Origin of the sequence: Pseudomonas sp. PIC25, assembly GCF_002286785.1 — a bacterium.
Taxonomy (GTDB): domain Bacteria; phylum Pseudomonadota; class Gammaproteobacteria; order Pseudomonadales; family Pseudomonadaceae; genus Pseudomonas_M.
Genome location: NZ_MUJY01000161.1, coordinates 18,678 through 36,745, shown reverse-complemented (window position 1 = coordinate 36,745; position 18,068 = coordinate 18,678). Strand labels below are relative to the sequence as shown.

Genomic DNA, 18,068 nt, shown 5'->3' with positions numbered 1-18,068 from the left:
CGGTGGCGACGATGGCTTTGCCGCAGGCGGGACAGGTGATGGCGTCGCCCTGGCGGGCGGCGGGTTTTCCGGACATGCTGGCTCCATTAGCACTAACGAATAGTTCCGTTAGTAAAAAACTCTGCCGGAGAGAGCCGGGGGCCTGCAAATCGGATGTACGAATTTTGAAAACACCTCTCCAGCAGGGTGTGACGCACTGCAGAAGAGCCTCTGGTTTTGTGACGGGGAGAGATTGAGCGCTTGACCTCGGGGCCGCCCCCAGGCTGCAGCATGGGGCTCCTTCACTCAGGAGCCCCGTCATGACCCGTCACCAAGCCTTCCGTCACGAGCGCCTACTTGCTGCACTCTGGTGCGAGCGGGGCGATCCCGCCGCCGAGCTTCGTCACTTGGAGCGCGCCCATATCCTCAGCCAGCCGAGCTTTATCGATCATTCGCTCAGCCATGTCTGGTTGTTCGCCTGGGCCTGGCGGCAGCGGGATTTCAGAGAGATGGCCGCGCAGCTGTTGCGCCTGTCCGGCAGCCTGGGCTCGCTGGCTGGACTCTATCCCTTGGGTAATCCCGGGACACGGCGGGTGGGGCCGCTCGCGCCGCAGCCGATACCCGAGGATTTGCGGGTGTTCCTGGCGCGCGGTTGATCCGCCGGGGCAAGGCAGTTTGCCGGTAGGTCTTTTCCGTGGAAGCAGGCAAGATAGGCCTGTGCGACCAGACAGGAAAACCTCGCCGTGAACATCGACTCGGACGCTTTCATTGTCGCCCATACCCCCGAAGAGGCCGTGGATCGGCTGGCCGCGCTGCACCGGCGCGCGACCTCGGCGCTGACCCAGGCGCTCAAGCGCTACCTGAAGGAGCGCATCGAGCCGGACGCCGCGCAGCGCGCACTGTTCCGTTACCCCCAATTGCGTCTGACCTACCTGTGCCAGGGCGAAGTGCCCTCCACCGTGCGTGCCTACGCCAAGGTGCAGGTGCCAGGGACTTACAGCAGCACCGTGACCCAGCCGGAAGCCTTTCGCAATTACCTGCTCGAGCAGTTGCGCCCCTTGATGAGCGACTTCACCGTGCAGGTCGAAGTCGGCGTGAGCGAACAGAACATTCCCTATCCCTACGTGGTTGAGCACGGCGACGAGTTGGCGGCGTCCGGCGTGACCGCCGCCGAGCTGGCGCGGGTGTTCCCCAGTACCGACCTGTCGGCGGCTTCGGACGGCATCGCCGATGGCCTGTACGACTGGCAGACCGCCGATCCGCTGCCCTTGGCGCTGTTCGACGCGGCGCGGGTGGATTTCTCCCTGCGCCGTCTGGTGCATTACACCGGCAGCGACTGGCGCCACATGCAGCCGTGGATTCTGCTGACCAACTACCACCGCTACGTCGACCAGTTCATCCTCCACGGCCTGAGCCGGCTGCGCGAGGATTCGCGCTTCGTGCGCATGGTGCTGCCGGGTAACGTGGTGATTGAGCGCGGGATGGAAGAGGGCGAGGCCCAGGCCATCATCGGCGGGGTGCTCTGGCATCGCTACCAGATGCCCGCTTACCACCTGGTCGCCGAGGACGGCCATGGCATCACCTTGGTGAACATCGGGGTCGGTCCGTCCAACGCAAAGAACATCACCGATCACCTCGCCGTGTTGCGCCCGCATTGCTGGCTGATGATCGGCCACTGCGGTGGCCTGCGGCAATCGCAGACCATCGGCGACTACGTGCTGGCCCACGCCTACATGCGGCGCGACGGCATCCTCGATCGCGTATTGCCGCCGAACATCCCGCTGCCGGCCTTGGCCGAAGTGCAGTTGGCGCTGCAGGAGGCGGCGGCGCAAGTCACCGGCGAGCGGGGCGAAGCGCTGAAGAAACGCCTGCGCACCGGCACCGTGCTGACCTACGACGACCGCAACTGGGAACTGCGCTGGGCGCAGGAGCGGCCGTTGATCAACCTGTCCCGAGCCGTGGCGGTGGACATGGAGAGCGGCACCATCGCCGCCCAGGGGTATCGCCTGCGGGTGCCCTACGGCACGCTGCTGTGCGTATCCGACAAGCCGCTGCACAGCGAAATCAAGCTACCCGGCGCCGCCAATGCCTTCTACGAGCGGGCCGTCACCCAGCATCTGCGCATCGGCATCGCGGCGCTCGATCTGTTGCGCAGCCAACTCAACTCCCTGCACTCGCGCAAGCTGCGCAGTTTCGACGAGCCGCCGTTCCGCTAGCTTTAACCGGCGCGACGGCTGTCGGCTGCGCCGGCGGCCAACGGCGGTACCTGCCAATGCTCACCGGGAGCCGGTGCGCGGAAGCGTTCCGGCGCTACCTGGCGTTCGGTGAGCGCCTTGGCCAAGTCGCGTAGTGGGGCGAACTGGCCTTCGTCGCTGAGACGGAACGTGCCGAAGTGGATCGCCATGCTGCTCTGCGATTCCAGCGTCAGGTGCGCCTGGACCGCATCGTCGGGGTTCATGTGGTTGTCGCGCATGAACCAGCGCGGCGCATAGGCACCGATCGGCAGGGCAGCGAAGCGCAGCGGGCCGAAACGCTCGCGGATCAGCCCGAATTCCGGGCCCAGGCCGCTGTCGCCGGGAAACAGCACCGGACCTTCCGCCGATGCCAGGACAAAGCCCATCCACAGGGTCCGGTTGGTGTCGCGACGGGCGCGGGCGGACCAGTGCTGAGCCGGCACGCCGTGCAGTGTCAGGTGCTCGTTGAGCGGTAGGCTTTGCCACCAGTCGATTTCATGCACTGCGGACCAGCCTGTGGCCTCGATCAGCGCGCCATTGCCCAGTCCGGTGATTACCCTCGCCTCGGGAAAGCGCCGGGCCAGTTCGCGCAGGCTGTAGAGGTCGAGGTGGTCGTAATGGTTGTGGCTGACCAGGATGACATCGATGGGCGGCAATTCGTCGAGGCTCAGGCCCGGCGGATGATGCCGGCGCGGGCCGAGGAACGAGAAGGGGCTGGCCCGCTTCGACCAGAGCGGGTCGGTGAGGATGTTCAGCCCGTGTTGCTGGATCAGAATCGTCGCGTGGTTGATGTAGGTTACCCGCAGATCGCTGCCTTCGACCCGCTGCGGTACCGCCGGCGGGCTGGCCGGGCCCGGCTGGTCGATCCATGCCGGCTGCGGCTCGTGGTTGAGCTGCCACTTGAGGAAGCTGGCGAAGCTCTTGTGTGGAGTCGGGTGCAGGTTGCGGAAGCGCTTCCCATCGAAATGGTCGGAAGGCGCTCCCTGGTAACCGTCGCCGGCTTGGCCGAGAAGGCTTTGCAGGCTGACCAGCCAGAGGGGGCGGCGTGATGACATGCGTGGTTCGCTCTTGCGATTCGACGAGCAGTCAACCTAGCATGCCCGTCCCGCCTCCCGTCCGGCCAAGTCGTTTCCAGTCATGTCGCGTCCTTCCCGCCCAGCATCCCGTCCCGCTCCGCGCCGCTTTTCTGGCAAGCCGGCGGCACCGCGACGGGTGGCCAAGGCGCCGCCTGCCGAACCGAGGCTGATCCTGTTCAACAAACCGTTCGACGTTCTTACCCAATTCAGCGACGGCCAGGGGCGGGCGACCCTCAAGGACTTCATCCCGGTCCCCGGCATCTACCCGGCGGGGCGGCTCGACCGCGACAGCGAGGGCCTGCTGCTGCTCACGAATGACGGCCGGTTGCAGGCGCGCATCGCCGATCCCCGGCATAAGCTGGCGAAGACCTACTGGGTACAGGTGGAGGGCGAGCCGAGCGATGAACAGTTGCAGCGGTTGCGCGACGGTGTGGAGCTGAACGACGGTCCGACGCTGCCGGCCGAGGCTCGTCGCCTGGAAGAGCCCGCGCTCTGGGAGCGTGATCCGCCGGTACGTTTTCGCAAGAGCGTGCCCACCGCCTGGCTGGAGCTGGTGATTCGCGAGGGGCGCAACCGTCAGGTCAGGCGCATGACGGCCGCGGTCGGGCTGCCGACGCTTCGGCTGGTGCGGGTAAGGATCGGCGACTGGACGCTGGACGGGCTGGCGCCCGGTGAATGGCGGGAGGTGTCGCCGCACTAGGTCTGTTCTAGTGCGGTGACCGGGTCAGTAAAACGACTTGATCAGATTGATGCCCTTGGCGAGCACCTCACGCCAGGCATTGCGGGTTTCCGCGTCGCACTCCGGGTCATGCCGGCCGATGGCGCCAAGCAGCGAATCCAGCCAGAGGTCGTAGAGTTCGGGGCGGATGTCCATGCGTTCCCGTGAATGGGATTCGCCCAGGGCGCGCAGTTTGCTGTCCGGCATGCCGCGGGCATAAAGCACCAGGTTGAGAATGCCCTGGCGCAGCAGAAGCTTCTGCTGCGGCATGTCCGTGTTGGCGAATTTCTCGCGAACCTGAGGCGAACTGGCGAGAAAGATTTCATAGAAGGTATCGAAGAATGCAGGGCTGGCGCAGCAGCGGCCATAGCTCTGCATTACACGATCGGCGGGTTTCATCGAAAATATCCTTATCTCAGTGAGGAGCGAGGCCGCGCGCCATCTGTGTAGCGCTTCCCGGGGCCTTACGGGGGATGACGATCCGCGTTCGAGGGCTTTCGAGGAAAAGCCTCAAAGCGGTCGTTTCAAATGCTGGTGTCTGGGCAAAATCATTCGTCCGGCAAACGGCAACCCATCGGGAGCGATGGACCGTGCCGGTCTAATGTGAAGAAGCTCTTATTAGAACCGCTACAAGGCTCGCATGTAGCGGTTGGGCGGTTCATGGACCGCGTGGACGTGAACAGGTTCGCTCAGACGCCTTCCAGGCTACCGATAACCAGCGACTTGATCACAAAACCCAGCACACCCAGGCCGAGGGCGAGGAACAGGATCATGGTGCCGAAGCGGCCAGCCTTGGACTTCTTGGCCAGGTCCCAGACGATGAACGCCATGAAGCCGACCAGCGCGCTGACCAGGCCAATCATCATCCATTCTTCGAACAACTCGGGATCCATCGCTTACCTCCTCGGCATGCCTTGACGGGGTGGGGTTATTTCGGTGTCGCGTACGGATGTGACAACAGAACCGGGGTATCGGCTTCTGTCGCCGGGCATCGTGCGGAGCCTCGCCGGGGTACGGCGAGGGCGGCGGGAGTATACGCGATTGCGGTACGGTGCCGCAGCGGAAGGGGACGAGCGTTCCGCCCCCTCAGTTGCGCAGATGCTGCAAGGGCAGTTCGGTACTGCTCAGCACCTGGTTCAGGACGAAGCTCGAACGCACGCTGGTGACCCCTTCGATGCGGGTGAGCTGGCCGAGCAGGAACTGCTGGTAATGGTCCATGTCCGGCACCACCACCTTGAGCTGATAGTCCGCTTCCATCCCGGTGACCAAGCTGCATTCCAGTACTTCCGGGCATTGGCGGATGGCCGCTTCGAACCGCTCGAAGCGCTCCGGCGTATGCCGGTCCATGCCGATCAGCACGTAGGCGGTGAGGGTCAGGCCGAGCTTCTTACGGTCCAGCAAAGCCACCTGGCGCACTATATAGCCGTCGTCTTCCAACTGCTTGACCCGGCGCGAGCAGGGCGAGGGCGACAGCCCGATGCGCTCGGCCAGTTCCTGGTTGGAGATACGGGCATCGTGCTGCAGCTCAGCGAGGATGCGCAGGTCGTAACGGTCGAGTTTGTTCATCTTTATGGATTCGTTCTGGTGAATTGCGAATTTTGTGTGGTGTCTGGCGATTTATTGCGAAATTAGTCCATGGATAGGCAATTTTAGCAATCCTCTATCGCAGGCGGGGGCGTAAGCTTTCTCTCAGTTTCACGGCCCGGACCACGCGTCCATCCGACCCGCCCAATCAGGTGCGTCGGCGCCGCCGATCCCACCGGGTCGCAGCGGCCACCGGGTCCGCACCGTCCAACCAGACGGGCGACGAAAGCGGCGACACGATTGCCCGCGCAGGACTTGTCCCCAGGGAGGCCACGGCCTCCCTTTTTCTTTTCCGTCGTCTTTACCCAGTCTTTACGCTGCGCTGACACGCTTTTGCACAGGCCCGTTGTCCGATGCCTCGTCAACCAAGAACCGCAACGGGAGGTACCTGTGGAAAAGCGCATGGGGATTGTGGAGGTTTTTGCCTTGTTGTTGCTGGGGCTGTCGCCACTGGTGGTCGCCAAACCGCCACAGTCGATGGTTCCGGAAATCGAAGTGGTCGAGCGGATCGATCCGCAGGTCGCGAGGACGTTGCTGGCGGAGCGACCGCAGGCTCCGAGAACGAAGATCGGGGCCTGATCACGGCCGGTCGTGGCGCACCACTTCGCTCGGGTCCGCGTGCACCAGTACCTCGGCCCGGGGATAGGCGGCATGGATAGCCGCTTCCACCTGGTCGCACAGGCAGTGAGCCTGGGATAACGACAGCTCGCCAGGCAGCTCCAGATGGAGCTGGACGAACCAGTGCGTGCCGGATACCCGCGTGCGCAGGTCATGCGCGCCGAGCACGCCGGGTATTTCGCAGGCCAGCCGGTGCATGTCCGCGCTGACGTCCGGCGGCAGCTCGGTATCCATCAACACCGCGCCCGCTTCGCGGGCAATGCTGCCGGCACTCCACAGGATGTAGAAGGCGATGCCGATGCCGAACAGCGCGTCGAGCCGCTCCCAGCCATAACTGGCCAGGATCAGGGCAAGCAGTATGCTGCTGTTGAGTAGCAGGTCCGAGCGGTAGTGCAGCGAATCGGCGCGGATCGCAGTGGAGCCGGTGACCTTGATCACATGGTGCTGGTACGCCAGCAGAGCGACGGTCAGCACTAACGACAGGACCATCACCCCGATACCCAGTGCCTGCGCCCCCAGCGGCTCTGGATGGAGCAGGCGGTTCACACCTTGTGCGCCGACCAGAAGTGCGCTGATCCCGATGAACAGCGACTGGCCCAGTCCGGCCAGGGCTTCGGCCTTGCCGTGGCCGTAGCGGTGATCGTCATCGGCCGGGCGCAGCGAATAGTGCACCGCCAGCAGATTGAGCAGCGAGGCCGCACTGTCCAGCAACGAGTCGGTCAGACCGGCGAGCAGGCTCACCGAACCGCTCAGCCACCAGGCCACGGCTTTGGCGGCCACCAGACAGAGCGCTACGGTCAGGGCCGCGCGGGTAGCCAGGCGCAGCAGGTTGGCGTGTTGGTGGCTCAGGCTCATAGATCGTCCGGCAGGAAGTAGAGGTAGTCCAGCACCGGCGCCGGCTGGCCCATGGCGGTGAGGGCCGCGCTCACCTGGCCGCGGTGATGCGTGCCATGGTTGACCAGGTGCAGGACGATATCGGCCAGCGGCTTGCGAAAGGGCTCGCCACGCGTGTTGCGGTAGTCCAGGTGGGCGGCGAGGCTGGCGTCGTCATGCTGATCGAGGAACTGCAGCCAGGCCTGCACGCCTTCGGCCAGGTAGTCGGCCAGCTCGGTGCGGCTGGCCGCCGCTTCCGCGTCCAGGCGGACGAAGGGTGCCGGCTCGCCACGTACCCGGGCGAGCCAGATGCGGTCGGCTACGGCAAGGTGGTTGAGCGTGCCGTGAAGACTGCCGAAGAACAGTCCGCATGGGGCCTTCCAGTCGTCCTCGCCGAGCGGCTCCACGGCCGCGAGCAGGCGTCGGTAAGCCCAGCCGTGGTAGGTCAGCATGCGTTCGAGGTGGGTGAGCAGGGTTCCGTTCCGTCGGGGGGGCATCGTGGCTCCTGGGATGCGGCGTAAGTGCCGCCGCATCCGTAAGGGCTGGCTCAGGCGGCCGGGCGCAGGCCGTAGGCGGCCAGTTGCTGAAGGCTGCCGCTGTGTTGGATCAGGCGCGGGTCGTCCAGCGGCAGGCTGTGGCCGGTTTCCCGCTCGATGATTGCCTTGAGCTTGGCGCGGTCGATCTGGCCGTCGCTGCCGATGGCGTCCTTGAGGGTTTCCGGGGCTACCGAGTACTGGTTGTCGGGCAGATAAATGGCGCCGGTGGCGAAGTCGATGCCGAAGGCGATCAGGCCTGGGATCACATAGAAAAGGATACCGACGGCATCCAGCGCGGCCACCACTGGGTCGATCTTGCCTTCGATCTGGCCCCGGCGATCGGGAAAGAACAGCGTGCCGCAAGCGGACAACTGGCTGAGCAGGGCGGCGATGAGGACCCCGCCGATGACACGGGAATGCGTGCGCATAAGCACCTCCTGATTGAAAATCGCCACTATACCAAGGCGTCCATTGCAATACCGCTTCGCTGTGGCGTCCTTCATATGACCAGCGCACATACCGCCCGGGTTCCCTTCTTCTGCGGCGAAGGTCTGGGCGATCGCCGTTATAATCGCCGCCCTGCGTTCGACCACCCGAGGATCGGCCCTTGCTCGCCCTGCCTATCGATGCCGTATTGCCCGCCCTGCGCACCGCCCTGGCCGAGCGCCATGAAGTGGTGCTGGAGGCGCCGCCGGGCGCGGGCAAGACCACCCGGGTACCGCTGGCCCTGCTCGACGAGCCCTGGCTGGCTGGGCAATCGATCCTGATGCTGGAGCCGCGCCGGCTGGCGGCACGGGCGGCGGCGGAACGGCTGGCCAGCGAGTTGGGCGAGCGGGTCGGCGAGACGGTCGGCTATCGCATCCGCCTGGAATCGAAGGTCGGGCCGAAGACCCGCATCGAAGTGGTCACCGAAGGCATCCTGGCTCGTCGCCTGCAGGACGACCCGGCGCTGGAGGGCGTGGGGCTGGTCATCTTCGATGAATTCCACGAGCGCAGCCTGGATGCCGACCTGGCCTTGGCGCTCACCCTCAATGGTCGCGAACTATTGCGCGACGAGCCGCCGCTGAAAGTCCTGCTGATGTCTGCCACCCTGGAAGGCGAGCGGCTGTCGACGCTGCTCGGCGCGGCACCGGTGGTACGCAGCGAGGGCCGGATGTTTCCGGTGGACATCCGCTGTGGGCGGCCGGTACAGCCCGGCGAATATCTGGAACCCCGGGTTGTCGCGACGGTGTTGCAGGCGCTGGTTGACGAACCGGGTAGCCTGCTGGTGTTCCTGCCCGGCCAGGCGGAAATCCGTCGGGTGCACGAGCAATTGGCCGAGGCGTTGGCCGGGCGTGGCGACCTCCTGCTCTGTCCGTTGCACGGCGAACTCGATCTCGCCGCTCAGCGCGCCGCCATCGAACCGGCGCCGGCCGGGATGCGCAAGATCGTGCTGGCTACCAACATCGCCGAAACCAGCCTGACCATCGATGGCGTGCGTGTGGTCGTCGACGCCGGGTTGGCGCGGGTGCCGCGCTTCGATCCGAACAGCGGCATGACCCGCCTCGACACCCAGCGCATCTCCCGGGCCTCGGCGACACAGCGCGCCGGCCGTGCCGGGCGCCTGGAGCCGGGCGTGTGCTACCGGCTGTGGTCGCAAGAGCAGCATGAGCAACTGCCAGCCTATGGCAGCGCAGAGATTCTCCAGGCCGATCTGGCCGGGGTGGCCTTGCAATTGGCACGCTGGGGCGTGACGCCTGCCGAACTGGTCTGGCTCGATCCACCGCCCCCGGCGGCTCATGCCCAGGCGCGTGATCTGCTCGGCCGTCTCGGTGCCCTCGACGCGCGGGGCATGCTGACGCCCCATGGCCAGGCGATGGCCGAGCTGCCGGCGCACCCGCGCATCGCTCATCTGCTGCTGCGTGGGCAGGCCCTGGGGCTGGGCGCGCTGGCCTGTGACCTTGCCGCCTTGCTCGGCGAGCGCGACATCCTGCGTGGCGGAGGCGCCGACCTGCACAGCCGCCTGGCACTGCTGGCAGGAGAGAAGCCAGCCGGTGCCAGTCGCGGCGGCGTGCAGCGCGCCCGGCAACTGGCGCGGCAATACCGGAATTACCTGCGTGGCGAAGCTCGGGAGGCGGTGGCCGATCCCGAACACGGGCGCTGGCTCGGCGCGCTGCTGGCGTTCGCCTACCCGGATCGCGTTGCCCGCCAACGCCGTCCCGGCGGCGCCGAGTACCGTCTGGCCAACGGCCGTGCGGCGCTATTCGGCGAGCCGGACGCCTTGATGAAGCATGAGTGGCTGGTGATCGCCGACCTCGGCAGTCGCCAGGGGCAGCGCGAGGAGCGTATCTACCTCGCGGCCGATCTCGATCCGGCATTGTTCGATGACGTGCTGGCCGAGCAGGTGCAAAGCCGCGACGAGCTGGAGTGGGACGAGCGCGAAGGCGTACTACGTGCCGAGCGTCAGCGGCGAGTCGGAGAACTGGTGTTGGATCGCGAGCCGTTGCCGGGGTTGGACGAGGCGGCGCGCTGCCGGGCGTTGGTTCAACTGGTGCGGCGCAAGGGCCTGGAGCTGTTGCCCTGGACGCCGGAACTGCGCCAGTGGCAGGCACGGGTGGCGCTATTGCGCCGAATCGATCTCGAGAACGGCGGTCGCAGCGACTGGCCCGATGTCTCCGACTCGGCACTGATCGAGAGCCTGGAGGACTGGTTGGCACCGTACCTCGGTAAGGTCAGCCGGCTCAGCCACTTCGCCAACCTCGATCTGGGCGGCATTCTCGCCGGTCTGTTGCCCTGGCCGCTGCCGCAGCGCCTGGAGGAGCTGGCACCGCGTAGCCTGAGCGTGCCGTCCGGGTCGAATATCCGCCTGGACTACAGCGAGGACCCGCCGATCCTGGCGGTGCGTCTGCAGGAACTGTTCGGTCTCGCCGAGACACCGCGCATCGCCGGCGGCCGGCAGATCGTCAAGCTGCACCTGCTGTCCCCGGCACGCCGCCCGGTGCAGGTGACCCAAGACCTGGCGAGCTTCTGGCGCAACACCTACGCCGAGGTGAAAAAGGATCTCAAGGGGCGCTATCCCAAGCACTATTGGCCTGACGATCCCCTGATCGCCGAACCTACCGCACGCGCCAAGCCCAGAGGCTGACTGGGCTCCGTCGGGCGAATGAATTCTCCCCTACAAGAGTGAGTCAGGGCAGCCGCAAATCCTCGCCCTGCGCTGCCAGTTCCGCATAGGCACCGTCCAGTGCGTCGAGCAGCTTCTGGGCATCTGGGGCGCGACGAGAGACGATGAGTTTCGATCTCAGCCGGTGCAGCACCACATAGGGCAGCTCGGCCATGCCCAAGCGTTGGCGCGCCTGTTCCACAGGCGTTACGTAATCCAGGAGAAAATCGCCGCGATGGCGCTGAAGCATTTCCAGGGCGGATGTGTGGCTGCTGGTGCGGTGTTGCTCGATATTCAGCACCGGGTCGCTCAGCCAGTCGCTGTAGGGCTTCCAGTAGCTGTATCCGCTGATCAGGATGATGCCGCGTCCGCTCAGGTCTTCTGGCAGGCGGGGGAGCAGGGTGTCGCGGCGGAAGTACAGGGCGAGGTCGAATTCGCCCAGCACGCTGCGGCTCTCCAGGGTGTACCCCTTGAGTTCCTCCTTGCCCGGCGCACCGGGCCAGAGGTGTACGCTGCCGTCCCGCAGACCGGCATACAGACGGGCACCGGGCAGGCTGCGGAAAACCGGGTGATAGCCGGCATGCTTCAACAGGCGTTCGGTCAGCCTGAGCGCCGAGCCTTCGGGAGCGCCATCGGCAGCACTGTAGGTGTAGGGCGGAAATTCATAAAAGCCGACATTGACCACCGGCAGCGGCTGCCCGGATTCGGTCTGGGCGAAGCTCAGGCCGCAGAACAGCGCGGCGCCGAGCGCAAGGCAGGAAAGTCTGGACATCGATCACCGTGGCGCTCTGGAGTCGCATTCCCTGTGGTTTCCGAGCGCGTCTTGTATGTGTATCGCGGCAGCATGCGTGGCAGTCCGGGCTTTGTCCAGCCTGGTCCCGAGCGCTCGTCGCCTCATTCGTGGGGCAGCAGGAAGCGCGCGACCAGCGGCAGGTGATCGGAGATCCGCAGGGTATCGCGTTGCCGCACCGTTGCCTTGAGCCGTTTGAGGCGGGGGCTGTGGAAGAGGTAGTCGAGGGTGCGGTCCGGCCCGGGGATTTCGGCGCCGTTGGGCGAGTAGGTATACCACTTGGCCTGCTTGTCGCCGTTCACTTCGTCCAGGCTGGGGATCATCGGGTAGTGGCCGGCCAGGTCCTGCAGCTCGCTGTGCTCGACGTACCAGCTGCGCTGAGATTCGGGCAGTCGCGCGTATTGCCCCGGCGGCAGCAGATTGAGGTCGCCGCCGAAGAGCCATGGGGTGCCCTGGCTTTCCAGGCGGTCGAGCAGCATGCGGGTCATGGCGACCTGCCGCTGCATGGTGTCGTCGCCTTGGGCGAAGGCATCCAGGTGGGTGTTGATCACCGCCAGCCGGCCGCCGTCGCGCAGCGGCAGTTCGCTGACCAGCAGCGCACGCTTGAAGCCGAACGGTTTGACGATCGGGTTGGCCGGTACGCGCGGCAGTTGCAGGCGCTCGGCATGATCGATGCGGTAACGGCTGAGGGTGGCGAGCTTCATGCCGACACTGCCGAGGATGCGCGGGTGCGGTACGAAGCGTGCCTTCCAGTAGAACGCCTGGGTGCTGCACGGATAAAGGTCGACCAGCCGCTCCTGCAACAGCGCCAACTGGTCCTGGTAGTCACTGGCCTTGGCGCCGTCGTGCAGTTCCTGCAGCAACACGATGTCCGGTTGCTCGTCGCGGATCACCCGGGCCACTTCGTCGAGGTTGTAGGCAAGGTCCTCGGCGGTGGGGCGTTCGTCCGGGCCGCTGCCGTCGGCCAGGTCATAGAAGAACACGTAGCGCTTGCCGGCCAGGTATTGGACGTTCCAAGTCATCACCTTGAGTGCCTGGCCGGGCAGCAGCATGGGCGCATCGGCACTGCAGGACAATGGCGCGTCTTCGCGGTCCGCAGGATGCCAGGTGAGCGCATGGATCAGGGCGGCCAGGGCGAAACCCAGTACCAGCAACATGATCAGGCTGAAGCGCAGGGAGCGGAGCAAGGTCATCGGCAGAGCTGGACTATGCTGAAAGAGCGCGAGCATAACCGAGAGGCCGTCTACGGCCCAACCCTGACGCAGCGCAAACGATGAGGACTGCCGGCGTGAGCGAACCCCAGATAGCCCAGCGCGGCCCTTATGCGGTGGAAGTGATCGCCGGCCGCGATTATTTCTGGTGCCGTTGCGGCCGCAGCGCCCGCCAGCCGTTCTGCGACGGTTCGCACAAGGGCGGCGATCTGCTGCCGCTGAAGTTTCATGCCGCGCACAACGAAACGCTCTATTTCTGCGGTTGCAAGCACAGCCACGCACCGCCGCTCTGTGACGGAACGCACGCAGCGCTGGGCGACTGATTTCCACGCCAAGGGGGCGGCATGTATCGCAAGGTATTCAACAACAAGGTTTTCGACCGCAAGGTGGTACTGGTCAGCGGCGGTTGTGCCGGTATTGGCCGGGCGCTGGCCATGCGCATGGCGCAGGCCGGTGCGCGTCTGGTTCTGCTCGATCTGGACCAGGCGGCGCTGGATAGTATGGTCCAGCACCTGGATGCCCACCATAACGCCGAAGCCCTGGGCCTGCGCTGCGACGTGGCCGATGCCGAGGCGGTCCAACGGGCGGTGACACTGGCCATCGAGCGCTTCGGCGGTATCGATGTGCTGGTGAACAACGCCGGCATCACGCACCGCAGCACCTTCGTCGAAACCGATCTCGCCGTGTTCCAGCGGATCATGGCGGTGAACTTCTTCGGCGCGCTGCACTGCACCCAGGCCGCGCTGCCCAGCCTGGTTGCCCGCCAGGGGCAAATCATCGTGCTCAGTTCGCTGTCCGGCTTCGCGCCGTTGCTCTATCGCAGTGCCTACAACGCCAGTAAGCATGCCCTGCACGGGTTGTTCGAAACCCTGCGTTACGAGATCAGGGGCTCCGGGGTCAATGTGATGTTGGTCTGCCCTGGCTTCACTGCCACCGACCTGCGCAAGAATGCCCTGGTCGGCGATGGCTCGGTGACTCGCCAGCCGCCCCTGGCGATGGGCAAGGTGGCGTCGCCCCAGGATGTTGCCGAGGCCATCTACCAGGGCGCGCTACGACGCCGGCGTCTGCTGGTGCTGTCCAACGTGGACTGGCGGGCGCGCTTGCTGGCGCGCTTCTTCCCGCGCCTGTTCGAGCGTGTGCTGCTGCCACGTCTGTCGGGGTTGAAGCCGGCGGCGCCGAGGTAGACCTGGCGCCGTCGGGACTCAATGCGCGTGGGGTTCGTAGGGCTGGCTGGTATCCCAGAACGCCGCTTCGATCTTGTGCCCGTCGAGGTCTCGCACGAAGCAGCCATAGTAGGGATCGCCGTAGTCGGGGCGGGGGCCCGGTTCGCCATCGCCGTGGGCACCGGCGGCCAGCGCGGCTTCGTAGAACGCCCGCACCGATTCCCGGTCCGGTGCGAAGAAGCCGATATGGGTACCGTTGCCGACATTCGCCGGCTGGCCGTCGATCGGAATCTGTACCCAGAACTCCGGATATTCTCGGCCGTAGGCGACCGCGCCGGGATGGGCCATGACGCGCTTGCAACCGAGAGTCGCCAGCACGCGGTCGTAGAAGGCGACCGCGCGCTCGAACTGGTTGGTGCCGATGGACAGGTGGGAAAGAATGCTGGGGTTGATGTCCGTCATGTGGAACCTCCTTGGAAAACAAACCCCAAGCGTAGCGCGTATTTCGCTGAGTGAAGATCGGAAGAGTGCTCGTGCTATTCGCTACCCGGCTTCTTGTAGCGCGCCGAATCGAGGGGATCGTCGCGGGACAGGGTCTGTTCGTCCATGCCCAGCTCTTCGTCGCTGAGTTCGGTATCGGCTTCTGATTGGCTGGCGTCCCAGGGCTTGCCATCCAGCGGCTTGACCCGTCCGAGTTCGGCTTCGTCCAGGCCACTGCCGCCGCCGATCGTATGCTCATCCACCACACTCAGCTCTTTGTCGTTCGGCAGGCCTTCACCGCGCTCCCGCGGTGAGCGGGCGCCGGTTTCGTCGTACAGGGTTTCCGGGCTGAGGTCGTCCAGGGTCGGATTGTGGTCGTTCACCTCGCCGCCGGTCTTACCGGCTTCGCGGACGCGCTCTGGCGGGTATTCGTCGCGGAGTTCGTCCTCTGGACGGGTATCGCCCACCCTACCGCTTCGCTCATCCTTGCGATCGCTGAAATCCAGCTCCTCCATGGAGCCCATGCGGTCCTGGATGTCGTCGATTTCCTGCGGTGTTCGCTCGTTGCGGCTGGTTTTCATGGGGAACCTCCTGGCAAGTCTCTCTAGAGCTGTGACCGGAGGTGTCGGGGAAGATTCAGGCGGTCCGCCGGGTGGGCGTACCGGCGCATCTGTAGAGAACCGATGGCTCTGGGCGCTGTCGTTACCGGAATGTGACCGATTCGCGCTCAGCGGTCAGGTGGCCCATGCTTTAGTGACCGCCCTGCACCAAAGTTGTCCGCTGTGACAGCTTTTCACCTTTTTCTGGTGCGTGAGGTGTCGGGACGTAACGTTTTTCCAAGTCATGGCCATGTGCTGTTAGCCGGGAGGCCAGGCAATGTCAGGTAGCGGATGTGCCTGATGCAGTTGGCCTGGCTCTTGCTATTTCTGACCATAAGGACAGGTTCGGATAGGGACGGAAACAGGATGAACGACAAGAACGATCCGCAGGGCATTCCTCCAACGCTGCTGGCGGCGGCGAAGCTGGCCGCAGAGCGTGCCTATTGCGGCTATTCGCAGTTTCCCGTGGGTGCGGCCCTGCTGACGGCCGACGATCAGGTGGTCCTCGGTTGCAACGTGGAAAACGCCTCCTATGGACTGACCAACTGTGCCGAACGAAGCGCGTTGTTCGCGGCAATCAGCCAGGGACATGCGCCGCGCAGTTTCAAGGCGTTGCTGGTGTTTGCGCCGAAGATGGATTCGATCAGCCCGTGCGGCGCCTGCCGCCAGGTGATCAGCGAGCTGCTGTCGGCCGATTGTCCCGTCTATTGCTGCGGCGGGGACCCCGGCCAGTACCGGGCATGGCGTAGCGACGAGTTGCTGCCCGGCGCCTTCTCTTTCTGATCCTTCGATTTTTCTGGCTCGCCCCGGCAGGTCCGGGCTGGGTGCCCTTTATCCATTCACGGGAGTCTCTCCATGAGTCTCGTTGGTATCGTCGTACTGCTGGCCATCGCGCTGGCGTTTTCCCGCAATCGCCGGGCGATCCGCCTGCGCACCGTGGTGGGGGCTTTTCTGATCCAGGCCGGGCTGGGTGCCTTCGTCCTCTACGTGCCCTGGGGCAAGGATGTGCTGGCGAGTATGTCGAGCTCGGTGGCGTCCCTGCAGGGCTACGCGAACGAAGGCATCGCCTTTCTGTTCGCCGGGCTGAGCAGTGACAAGATGTTCGAGGTGTTCGGTAACCAGGGCTTCGTGTTCGCCATCCGGGTACTGCCGCTGATCGTCTTCTTCAGTGCCTTCATTGCGGTGTTGTACCACCTCGGGATCATGACGCTGATCATCCGGGTCATCGGCGGGGCGTTGCGCTGGGCCCTCGGCACCAGCCGCACGGAGTCGATGTCGGCGACGGCGAATATTTTCGTGGGCCAGACCGAGGCGCCGTTGGTGGTGCGGCCGTTCATCCCGCGCATGACCCGCTCCGAGCTGTTCGCCATCATGGTCGGCGGGCTGGCCTCGGTGGCCGGCTCGGTGCTGATCGGCTACGCCAGCCTGGGCGTCGAATTGAAATACCTGATCGCCGCGAGCTTCATGGCGGCACCGGGCGGGCTGTTGATGGCCAAGCTGATGGAGCCGGAAACCGCGACGCCGCAGGACGACCCGGGCGATGTCGACGAGCTGATCACCGACAAGCCGGTCAACGTGCTCGACGCGGCGGCCAGCGGGGCTACCAGCGGCTTGCAACTGGCGCTGAACGTGGGTGCCATGCTGCTGGTGTTCATCGCCTTGATCGCGGTGCTCAACGGCTTGCTCGGCTGGCTCGGCGGCTGGTTCGGCTACCCGGATGTGAGCCTGCAACAGTTGCTGGGGTACCTCTTCGCGCCGTTGGCGTTCGTGCTCGGCGTGCCCTGGTCGGAAGCGGTTCAGGCCGGCAGCTTCATCGGCCAGAAGCTGGTGCTCAACGAGTTCGTCGCCTACATCGATTTCGCCCGTTATCTGGACCCGGCCAAGGCGGCGGAAAGCGGGGTCGCGGTGCTTTCCGCGCAGACCCAGGTGATCATCACCTTCGCCCTCTGCGGGTTCGCCAACCTGTCGTCGATCGGCATCCTGCTCGGTGGGCTTGGGGTGATGGCACCCAATCGCCGGCATGAGCTGGCCCAACTGGGTCTCAAGGCGGTACTGGCCGGGAGCCTGTCCAACCTGATGAGCGCGGCCTTGGCCGGCTTCTTCGTTTCCCTCTGATTTCAGCGGATTGGCGCCGGCCTGGTTTCAGGCCGGTCGGAAGCGTTTTTTCTGGAACGCGTGGCCGCCGCCTTCGCAGGCCGCCGTACGACGACTCAAGGAGAGATACACGGATGAATACAACCCTGAGGAACCCGCTGCGGCCCCTGGCCGCCGGGCTGTGCTTGCTGGTTGCGCCGACGACTTGGGCCGATGCCCTCGATCCGCAGTGGTCATTCGCCAACATGTCGTTGAACTACCTGGATTGGTCCAGGGGCACCGAGGCGCGCACGGCCGACAATGCGGCCAAGGGCGATTTCTTCTTCCTGGAACTGGAGGGTGCGGTCGGGTTCGAATGGGGCGAGTTCTATGGCTTCGCCGACTTGGAGAACCCCGGCAGCGACCGCCTGGAGCACGACGGCCGCGACAACCGACGTAGCGCGGCGAAGGCCACTTCGCACCTTTACCTGGGCGATTCGCCGTTCTCCGTGTACCTGCATGTCTACGACTTCCGCGACTACGGCTTCGATGTGCGCGAGCAGGATCAGATCGTCGGCCTCGGGTATCGCCGGACTTTCGACAATGGCTTCTGGATCAAGCCGTTCCTCGGCGCCGCCCATGTGAACAGCAACAACTACAGCGGCATGAACGGCTACATGCTGGGCTGGGTGTTCGGCTATGCCTTCGAGGCTTTCGAGCAGAAGTTCACTGTCACCAACTGGCATGAGATGACCTTCGAGCGCGACGATGAATACCTGCATGACAACTACGTCAACGGCACCGCCGACGAGATGGGTAACAACGGCGCACTGGCGCTCTGGTGGCACCCCGCGGAGGCGATCACGGCCGGCGTGCAGTACCGCTATTCGGTGGATAAGCTGGGATCACCCGACGCTTATCAGAACGCGACCATCTACACCCTGAAGTACAACTTTTGGTAGGCCGCACGCCACGAGCGGCGTGGACATTCT

The 18,068-nt window shown here is 65.1% G+C and carries 21 protein-coding genes and 1 pseudogene; 11 read left to right on the top strand and 11 right to left on the bottom strand.

Translation table 11 applies throughout. From position 1 onward, the window contains the following. The 3 genes and pseudogenes from BZL41_RS28910 to amn all read left to right on the top strand — a co-directional run. The coding region (locus BZL41_RS28910) for a hypothetical protein (RefSeq protein ID WP_218224590.1) at window positions 1–236 on the top strand (236 nt) is incomplete at its 5' end. A 63-nt stretch (window positions 237–299) separates the two neighbouring features. Further along, complete coding sequence (locus tag BZL41_RS20290; RefSeq protein WP_095600961.1) at window positions 300–635, top strand: DUF3703 domain-containing protein; 336 nt, start codon at window positions 300–302, stop codon at window positions 633–635. A gap of 61 nt (window positions 636–696) precedes the next feature. After that, window positions 697–2,195 (top strand): annotated as a pseudogene (gene amn / locus BZL41_RS20285) (AMP nucleosidase). A gap of 2 nt (window positions 2,196–2,197) precedes the next feature. On the opposite strand, the gene BZL41_RS20280 reads toward amn, so the two are convergent. Then, window positions 2,198–3,268 (bottom strand): MBL fold metallo-hydrolase, encoded by a 1,071-nt coding sequence (locus BZL41_RS20280; protein ID WP_095600959.1) that lies wholly within the window; start codon window positions 3,266–3,268, stop codon window positions 2,198–2,200. A gap of 157 nt (window positions 3,269–3,425) precedes the next feature. On the opposite strand from BZL41_RS20280, the gene BZL41_RS20275 reads away from it, so the two are divergent. Beyond that, entirely contained in the window at window positions 3,426–3,989 is a 564-nt protein-coding gene (locus tag BZL41_RS20275) for a pseudouridine synthase (RefSeq protein ID WP_168191043.1), read from the top strand. Between the two features lie 24 nt (window positions 3,990–4,013). Here the strand turns inward: BZL41_RS20275 and BZL41_RS20270 are convergent, their stop codons facing one another. From BZL41_RS20270 to BZL41_RS20260, 3 genes are all read right to left on the bottom strand, one after another. Then, window positions 4,014–4,406 carry a globin gene (locus BZL41_RS20270; protein ID WP_095600957.1) on the bottom strand — a complete coding sequence of 131 codons (393 nt, stop codon included), beginning with the start codon at window positions 4,404–4,406 and terminating at the stop codon, window positions 4,014–4,016. A gap of 290 nt (window positions 4,407–4,696) precedes the next feature. Continuing rightward, on the bottom strand, window positions 4,697–4,900 hold the full coding sequence (locus tag BZL41_RS20265) for a DUF2788 domain-containing protein (protein ID WP_084337278.1): 204 nt from the start codon (window positions 4,898–4,900) through the stop codon (window positions 4,697–4,699). A 193-nt stretch (window positions 4,901–5,093) separates the two neighbouring features. Next, the gene (locus BZL41_RS20260) at window positions 5,094–5,573 is read right to left on the bottom strand and encodes an Lrp/AsnC family transcriptional regulator (protein ID WP_084337280.1); all 480 of its coding nucleotides are present in this window, start codon (window positions 5,571–5,573) and stop codon (window positions 5,094–5,096) included. A 408-nt stretch (window positions 5,574–5,981) separates the two neighbouring features. On the opposite strand from BZL41_RS20260, the gene BZL41_RS28170 reads away from it, so the two are divergent. Beyond that, window positions 5,982–6,170: a hypothetical protein gene (locus BZL41_RS28170; RefSeq protein WP_143518129.1), complete on the top strand. Its 189-nt coding sequence runs from the start codon at window positions 5,982–5,984 to the stop codon at window positions 6,168–6,170. Here BZL41_RS28170 and BZL41_RS20255 read toward each other — a convergent pair whose 3' ends face one another. The 3 genes from BZL41_RS20255 to BZL41_RS20245 are packed head-to-tail and all read right to left on the bottom strand — an operon-like array spanning window position 6,171 to window position 8,046. After that, window positions 6,171–7,064 carry a cation diffusion facilitator family transporter gene (locus BZL41_RS20255; RefSeq protein ID WP_095600956.1) on the bottom strand — a complete coding sequence of 298 codons (894 nt, stop codon included), beginning with the start codon at window positions 7,062–7,064 and terminating at the stop codon, window positions 6,171–6,173. Continuing rightward, a complete protein-coding gene (locus tag BZL41_RS20250) occupies window positions 7,061–7,579 on the bottom strand; it encodes a DinB family protein (RefSeq protein ID WP_095600955.1) in 519 nt (172 codons plus the stop codon). Before BZL41_RS20250 ends, BZL41_RS20255 begins: the two co-directional genes overlap by 4 nt. 50 nt (window positions 7,580–7,629) lie before the next feature. Beyond that, the gene (locus BZL41_RS20245; RefSeq protein ID WP_095600954.1) at window positions 7,630–8,046 is read right to left on the bottom strand and encodes a polyribonucleotide nucleotidyltransferase; all 417 of its coding nucleotides are present in this window, start codon (window positions 8,044–8,046) and stop codon (window positions 7,630–7,632) included. Window positions 8,047–8,225: 179 nt separating this feature from the next. On the opposite strand from BZL41_RS20245, the gene hrpB reads away from it, so the two are divergent. Next, on the top strand, window positions 8,226–10,742 hold the full coding sequence (gene hrpB, locus BZL41_RS20240; protein WP_095600953.1) for an ATP-dependent helicase HrpB: 2,517 nt from the start codon (window positions 8,226–8,228) through the stop codon (window positions 10,740–10,742). 43 nt (window positions 10,743–10,785) lie between these two features. Here the strand turns inward: hrpB and BZL41_RS20235 are convergent, their stop codons facing one another. Together BZL41_RS20235 and BZL41_RS20230 are read right to left on the bottom strand one after the other, a co-directional pair. Further along, the gene (locus BZL41_RS20235) at window positions 10,786–11,532 is read right to left on the bottom strand and encodes an ABC transporter substrate-binding protein (protein WP_095600952.1); all 747 of its coding nucleotides are present in this window, start codon (window positions 11,530–11,532) and stop codon (window positions 10,786–10,788) included. 122 nt (window positions 11,533–11,654) lie between these two features. Next, on the bottom strand, window positions 11,655–12,743 hold the full coding sequence (locus BZL41_RS20230; RefSeq protein WP_095600951.1) for an endonuclease/exonuclease/phosphatase family protein: 1,089 nt from the start codon (window positions 12,741–12,743) through the stop codon (window positions 11,655–11,657). 95 nt (window positions 12,744–12,838) lie between these two features. On the opposite strand from BZL41_RS20230, the gene BZL41_RS20225 reads away from it, so the two are divergent. Both BZL41_RS20225 and BZL41_RS20220 read left to right on the top strand, forming a co-directional pair. Next, window positions 12,839–13,084, top strand: a complete 246-nt coding sequence (locus BZL41_RS20225) for a CDGSH iron-sulfur domain-containing protein (protein ID WP_095600950.1) — start codon at window positions 12,839–12,841, stop codon at window positions 13,082–13,084. A 21-nt stretch (window positions 13,085–13,105) separates the two neighbouring features. Next, window positions 13,106–13,945 (top strand): SDR family oxidoreductase, encoded by an 840-nt coding sequence (locus tag BZL41_RS20220; protein ID WP_095600949.1) that lies wholly within the window; start codon window positions 13,106–13,108, stop codon window positions 13,943–13,945. Between the two features lie 18 nt (window positions 13,946–13,963). Here the strand turns inward: BZL41_RS20220 and BZL41_RS20215 are convergent, their stop codons facing one another. Both BZL41_RS20215 and BZL41_RS20210 read right to left on the bottom strand, forming a co-directional pair. Further along, complete coding sequence (locus BZL41_RS20215; protein ID WP_095600948.1) at window positions 13,964–14,386, bottom strand: VOC family protein; 423 nt, start codon at window positions 14,384–14,386, stop codon at window positions 13,964–13,966. Window positions 14,387–14,460: 74 nt separating this feature from the next. Then, window positions 14,461–14,985, bottom strand: coding sequence for a hypothetical protein (locus tag BZL41_RS20210; protein ID WP_095600947.1), 525 nt, complete (start codon window positions 14,983–14,985; stop codon window positions 14,461–14,463). Window positions 14,986–15,369: 384 nt separating this feature from the next. On the opposite strand from BZL41_RS20210, the gene cdd reads away from it, so the two are divergent. The 3 genes from cdd (at window position 15,370) to BZL41_RS20195 (ending at window position 18,038) form a co-directional block, all read left to right on the top strand. Beyond that, on the top strand, window positions 15,370–15,786 hold the full coding sequence (cdd, locus tag BZL41_RS20205; RefSeq protein ID WP_095600946.1) for a cytidine deaminase: 417 nt from the start codon (window positions 15,370–15,372) through the stop codon (window positions 15,784–15,786). Between the two features lie 72 nt (window positions 15,787–15,858). Continuing rightward, a complete protein-coding gene (locus BZL41_RS20200) occupies window positions 15,859–17,118 on the top strand; it encodes a NupC/NupG family nucleoside CNT transporter (protein ID WP_095600945.1) in 1,260 nt (419 codons plus the stop codon). A 113-nt stretch (window positions 17,119–17,231) separates the two neighbouring features. After that, window positions 17,232–18,038 (top strand): outer membrane protein OmpK, encoded by an 807-nt coding sequence (locus BZL41_RS20195; RefSeq protein WP_095600944.1) that lies wholly within the window; start codon window positions 17,232–17,234, stop codon window positions 18,036–18,038. Window positions 18,039–18,068: the final 30 nt, after the last annotated feature.

Excerpts from the sequence above, each read along its gene's own strand:
- BZL41_RS20290 (WP_095600961.1), top strand. The coding sequence starts at position 300 with ATGACCCGTCACCAAGCCTTCCGTCACGAGCGCCTACTTGCTGCACTC.
- BZL41_RS20280 (WP_095600959.1), bottom strand. The coding sequence starts at position 3,268 with ATGTCATCACGCCGCCCCCTCTGGCTGGTCAGCCTGCAAAGCCTTCTC.
- BZL41_RS20270 (WP_095600957.1), bottom strand. The coding sequence starts at position 4,406 with ATGAAACCCGCCGATCGTGTAATGCAGAGCTATGGCCGCTGCTGCGCC.
- BZL41_RS20265 (WP_084337278.1), bottom strand. The coding sequence starts at position 4,900 with ATGGATCCCGAGTTGTTCGAAGAATGGATGATGATTGGCCTGGTCAGC.
- BZL41_RS20260 (WP_084337280.1), bottom strand. The coding sequence starts at position 5,573 with ATGAACAAACTCGACCGTTACGACCTGCGCATCCTCGCTGAGCTGCAG.
- BZL41_RS20255 (WP_095600956.1), bottom strand. The coding sequence starts at position 7,064 with ATGAGCCTGAGCCACCAACACGCCAACCTGCTGCGCCTGGCTACCCGC.
- BZL41_RS20250 (WP_095600955.1), bottom strand. The coding sequence starts at position 7,579 with ATGCCCCCCCGACGGAACGGAACCCTGCTCACCCACCTCGAACGCATG.
- BZL41_RS20245 (WP_095600954.1), bottom strand. The coding sequence starts at position 8,046 with ATGCGCACGCATTCCCGTGTCATCGGCGGGGTCCTCATCGCCGCCCTG.
- BZL41_RS20235 (WP_095600952.1), bottom strand. The coding sequence starts at position 11,532 with ATGTCCAGACTTTCCTGCCTTGCGCTCGGCGCCGCGCTGTTCTGCGGC.
- BZL41_RS20230 (WP_095600951.1), bottom strand. The coding sequence starts at position 12,743 with ATGACCTTGCTCCGCTCCCTGCGCTTCAGCCTGATCATGTTGCTGGTA.
- BZL41_RS20220 (WP_095600949.1), top strand. The coding sequence starts at position 13,106 with ATGTATCGCAAGGTATTCAACAACAAGGTTTTCGACCGCAAGGTGGTA.
- BZL41_RS20215 (WP_095600948.1), bottom strand. The coding sequence starts at position 14,386 with ATGACGGACATCAACCCCAGCATTCTTTCCCACCTGTCCATCGGCACC.
- BZL41_RS20210 (WP_095600947.1), bottom strand. The coding sequence starts at position 14,985 with ATGAAAACCAGCCGCAACGAGCGAACACCGCAGGAAATCGACGACATC.
- cdd (WP_095600946.1), top strand. The coding sequence starts at position 15,370 with ATGAACGACAAGAACGATCCGCAGGGCATTCCTCCAACGCTGCTGGCG.
- BZL41_RS20200 (WP_095600945.1), top strand. The coding sequence starts at position 15,859 with ATGAGTCTCGTTGGTATCGTCGTACTGCTGGCCATCGCGCTGGCGTTT.
- BZL41_RS20195 (WP_095600944.1), top strand. The coding sequence starts at position 17,232 with ATGAATACAACCCTGAGGAACCCGCTGCGGCCCCTGGCCGCCGGGCTG.